General features: G+C 48.0%; 2 protein-coding genes and 1 pseudogene. All 3 read right to left on the reverse strand.

The features are described 5' to 3' along the window. Positions 1-713 (reverse strand): annotated as a pseudogene (locus J5F18_RS20530) (DNA-directed RNA polymerase subunit beta'); the annotation flags it as partial. Positions 714-787: 74 nt separating this feature from the next. Then, positions 788-4777, reverse strand: a complete 3990-nt coding sequence (rpoB, locus tag J5F18_RS20535; protein ID WP_346302280.1) for a DNA-directed RNA polymerase subunit beta — start codon at positions 4775-4777, stop codon at positions 788-790. A gap of 52 nt (positions 4778-4829) precedes the next feature. After that, the coding region (gene rplL, locus J5F18_RS20540; protein WP_346300328.1) for a 50S ribosomal protein L7/L12 at positions 4830-5100 on the reverse strand (271 nt) is incomplete at its 5' end.

Below are 5100 nucleotides of genomic sequence, written 5' to 3' on the forward strand. Positions count from 1 at the left end.
TCTGAAGTCGCAAAACGGCCACCATCAAGCGGTACCAACGGACGTAAGTCTGGTGGTAAAACCGGTAACACGTTCAGAATCATCCACTCTGGCTTGTTGCCAGACTGATGGAATGACTCAAGCAGCTTCAAACGCTTGGTAATCTTCTTACGCTTGGTTTCTGAGTTAGTTTCAGGCAACTCTTCACGCAGCATTTTGATTTCAGACTCAAGATTAACGCTCTTCAATAAGTGCAGGATTGCTTCTGCACCCATTTTCGCTTCAAACTCGTCGCCGTGCTCTTCAAGCGCGTCTAAGTATTCTTCTTCGCCTAACAGTGAACCTGCTTCTAGCGAAGTCATACCTGCATCGATGACAACATATGATTCGAAGTAGAGAATACGTTCGATATCACGTAACGTCATATCAAGCATTAAGCCGCGTACTTTGGTCAAAGTCACTTCAACACCACACTTCTCACAGATCACACCACGGTGCTTCAAACGCTTGTATTTACCACACAAACATTCGTAGTCTTTCACCGGGCCGAAGATACGCGCACAGAACAAGCCGTCGCGCTCTGGCTTAAAAGTACGATAGTTAATGGTTTCTGGCTTTTTCACTTCACCATATGACCAGCTCCGGATTTGATCCGGTGAGGCCAAAGAGATACGAATCCGATCGAACTCTTCGCTGTCTTTTAGTGGCTTCAGAAACTTTAATAAATCTTTCACGTTTCATCTCCTGTCGGAGTTAAACAAGCCGGGGACTACGCCCCGGCGGCGCTGACTCAATACCTTACGGCTGCTTATTCGTCTTCCAACTCAATATTAATACCCAACGAGCGGATTTCTTTCAGCAATACGTTAAACGATTCAGGCATGCCCGGGTCCATGTCGTGGTTGCCGTCGACGATGTTCTTATACATCTTCGTCCGGCCGTTCACGTCATCAGACTTCACGGTTAACATTTCCTGCAACGTATACGCGGCACCGTATGCTTCGAGGGCCCACACTTCCATCTCACCGAAGCGCTGACCACCGAATTGTGCTTTACCACCCAGCGGCTGCTGAGTAACCAAGCTATACGAGCCAGTTGAACGCGCATGCATCTTATCGTCGACCAAGTGGTTCAGTTTCAGCATGTACATGTAACCTACGGTTACTGGACGCTCAAACGTGTCACCGGTACGGCCGTCGAACAACTTCACCTGACCTGAGTCTGGTAAGTCTGCAAGGCGTAATAATTGTTTAATTTCGGTTTCTACAGCACCGTCGAATACTGGTGAAGCAACAGGTAAACCTTTTTTAAGGTTATCTGCTAAACGCAATACTTCTTCGTCACTGAAGGTATTTAAGTCGACATCTTGACGACCTTTACCGATGTCATAAACATTCTGCAAAAACTCGCGCATTTCAGCGATTTTCTGCTGTGCAGCAAGCATGGCTTCGACTTTCTTACCGATACCACGTGCAGCTGCACCTAAATGTGTTTCAAGAATCTGACCCACGTTCATCCGCGACGGAACACCCAACGGGTTCAGTACGATATCGACTGGATCACCGTTTTCGTCGTAAGGCATGTCTTCAACTGGAACGATTGTTGAAATAACACCTTTGTTACCGTGACGACCAGCCATCTTGTCACCAGGCTGGATGCGACGCTTAACCGCTAAATAAACTTTAACGATTTTCAGAACGCCAGGTTGCAGATCATCACCTTGAGTGATCTTGCGACGCTTCTCGTCGTAACGCTTGTCGTAGTCACCACGCAAATCTTCATACTGCTGCGCGATTTGCTCGAGATCTTGCTGAGCTGACTCGTCTTTCAACGACTGCGTTAACCACTTGCTGCGATCCATTGACGCCAATTTCGACTCGTCGAAACCGTTGCCTAATAACAAGCTACGAACACGTGCGTACAAGCCTTCTTCAAGGATCTTGAACTCATCGGTTAAATCTTTCTTAACCTGAGCTAACTGCATAGCTTCGATATCGAGCGCACGCTTGTCTTTCTCAACGCCATCGCGAGTAAAGACTTGGACGTCAATAACCGTACCACTGACACCATTCGGTACGCGCAGTGAGCTGTCTTTGACGTCAGACGCTTTTTCACCAAAGATGGCACGCAGAAGTTTTTCTTCCGGAGTCAGCTGTGTTTCGCCTTTTGGCGTCACTTTACCGACTAAAATATCACCACCGTTCACTTCCGCACCGATGTAAACAACACCTGATTCATCAAGCTTGCTTAGTGCAGACTCACCAACGTTCGGGATATCTGAAGTAATTTCTTCTGGACCAAGTTTCGTGTCACGCGCTACACAGTTCAGTTCCTGAATGTGAATCGTGGTTAAACGATCTTCCTGCACGACACGCTCAGAAACGAGGATCGAGTCTTCGAAGTTGTAACCATTCCATGGCATGAATGCCACGCGCATGTTTTGACCAAGGGCCAATTCACCGAGATCGGTTGAAGGACCGTCAGCTAACACGTCACCACGCATGACTGGTTCGCCAGATTTCACACACGGTTTTTGGTTAATACAAGTGTTTTGGTTCGAACGCGTGTACTTGGTTAAGTTATAGATGTCGATGCCCGCTTCACCAGGAATCATCTCTTCTTCGTTAACTTTCACCACGATCCGGCTGGCGTCGACATAGTCAACGACACCGCCGCGTTTCGCGACCACAGTAACGCCCGAGTCAACAGCAACGGTGCGCTCTACGCCAGTACCGACAAGCGGCTTATCAGCACGCAATGTTGGAACTGCTTGGCGTTGCATGTTTGAACCCATCAAGGCACGGTTGGCGTCATCGTGCTCAAGGAATGGAATCAAACTCGCCGCGACCGAAACGATCTGCTGTGGTGCAACGTCCATGAATTGGACTTGCTCACGCGGCGTTAAGGTAAATTCGTTATTAAAACGACCTGGGACCAGTTCTTCGGTGATCTCGCCTTTGTCATTCAAGACAATATTTGCCTGCGCAATGACATACTTGCCTTCTTCAATCGCTGACAAATATTCGACGTCATCACTGACCACACCATTCACGACTTTACGATATGGGGTTTCTAAGAAACCGTACTCGTTTGTGCGTGAAAAGGTTGCCAATGAGTTGATCAGACCGATGTTTGGGCCTTCAGGTGTTTCGATTGGACATAAACGACCATAGTGCGTTGGGTGAACGTCACGAACTTCGAAGCCCGCTCGCTCACGCGTCAAACCACCCGGACCTAAAGCAGAAATACGACGCTTGTGCGTGACTTCTGACAATGGGTTGTTTTGGTCCATAAACTGAGACAACTGGCTTGAGCCAAAGAACTCTTTGACCGCCGCTGAAATTGGCTTCGCGTTAATTAAGTCTTGCGGCATGATCGCATCAAGGTCACCTAAGCTTAGGCGCTCTTTAACGGCACGCTCAACACGGACTAAACCAACACGGAATTGGTTTTCAGCCATTTCGCCGACTGAACGAATACGACGGTTACCCAAGTGATCGATGTCATCAACAACGTCTTGGCCGTTACGGATTTCGATCAGCTTACGCATCACGTCAACCACGTCTTCGCGGCTGAGCACGCCAGAACCGGTCAGCTCTTCACGACCTAAACGACGGTTAAACTTCATGCGACCAACGGTCGATAAGTCATAACGGTCTTCAGAGAAGAAGAGGTTCTCAAATAACGCTTCTGCAGCTTCTTTCGTCGGTGGCTCACCCGGACGCATCATGCGGTAGATTTCTACCAAGGCTTCCAAGCGATTTGAGCTTGGATCGATGCGAATGGTTTCACTGACGTATGGGCCGTGGTCAAGGTCGTTGACAAACAAGGTTTCAAACTTCTTGAAGCCTGCTTCGCGCAGTTTGGCAAGTAATTCAAGCGTAATAATGTCGTTTGCACGAGCCACGATTTCGCCGGTCTTCTTCGCCACGTAATCTTTGGTCAGTACCTTGCCGACTAAATAGTCCACTGGTACTTCCATTTCTTCGATACCTTGGTCAGACAATTGCTTGATGTGACGCGCGGTTACCCGGCGACCTTTTTCCACCAAGACTTGGCCATCTGTACCTTTAATATCGAATAACGCTGTTTCACCGCGTAAACGCTCAGCGATCAACGTCATAAATACTTTGTCACGACGAATCTCGAAATGGTTCTTCTCGAAGAACATGTCGAGGATTTGCTCGTCGGTATAATCCAAAGCACGCAAAATAATGGTCGCAGGTAATTTACGACGACGATCGATACGCACGAAGACATTGTCTTTCGGGTCGAATTCGAAGTCTAACCATGAACCACGGTAAGGAATAACACGTGCATTGTAGAGAACTTTACCGGATGAGTGGGTTTTTCCACGATCGTGATCGTAGAACACACCAGGTGACCGGTGGAGCTGAGAAACAATAACCCGCTCGGTACCGTTAATTACAAAAGTACCGTTTTCGGTCATGAGCGGAATTTCGCCCATGTAAACTTCCTGCTCTTTGATTTGCTTGATCGTTCCTGCAGGTGCGTCTTTGTCATACATAACTAAACGCAACGTTACACGTAACGGCGCTGAATAAGTTACGCCACGAATTTGACATTCGTTGACATCGAAGACAGGCTCACCTAAGCGGTAGCTGACATACTGCAGTTCAGCATTACCAGAGTAGCTGGCAATTGGGAAAACAGAGCGGAATGCTGCTTCCAGCCCATATTCGCCTTCTGGATCGGCTTCAATAAACTTTTTAAATGAGTCGAGCTGAATAGAGAGCAAGTAAGGTACTTCGAGCACTAGCGCAAAAGGCCTGGTGATTGTAAAATCACCAGGCCAAAGCCATTACTGGCCTCGCTGTAAATCAAGTCTATTACTTGATCTCAACTTCTGCACCAGCTTCTTCAAGCTCTTTCTTCAGTGCTTCAGCGTCAGCTTTTGAGATGCCTTCTTTCACTGCGACTGGAGCTGATTCAACTAATGCTTTAGCTTCTTTCAGGCCAAGACCAGTTGCAGCGCGAACAGCCTTGATAGCGCCAACTTTGTTAGCACCAGCAGACTTCAACATCACGTCGAACTCAGTCTGTTCTTCTGCAGCTTCAGCAGCGGCAGCAGGACCAGCAGCTACTGCAACAGCAGCAGAT

This window comes from Halomonas sp. BM-2019, assembly GCF_017584085.1.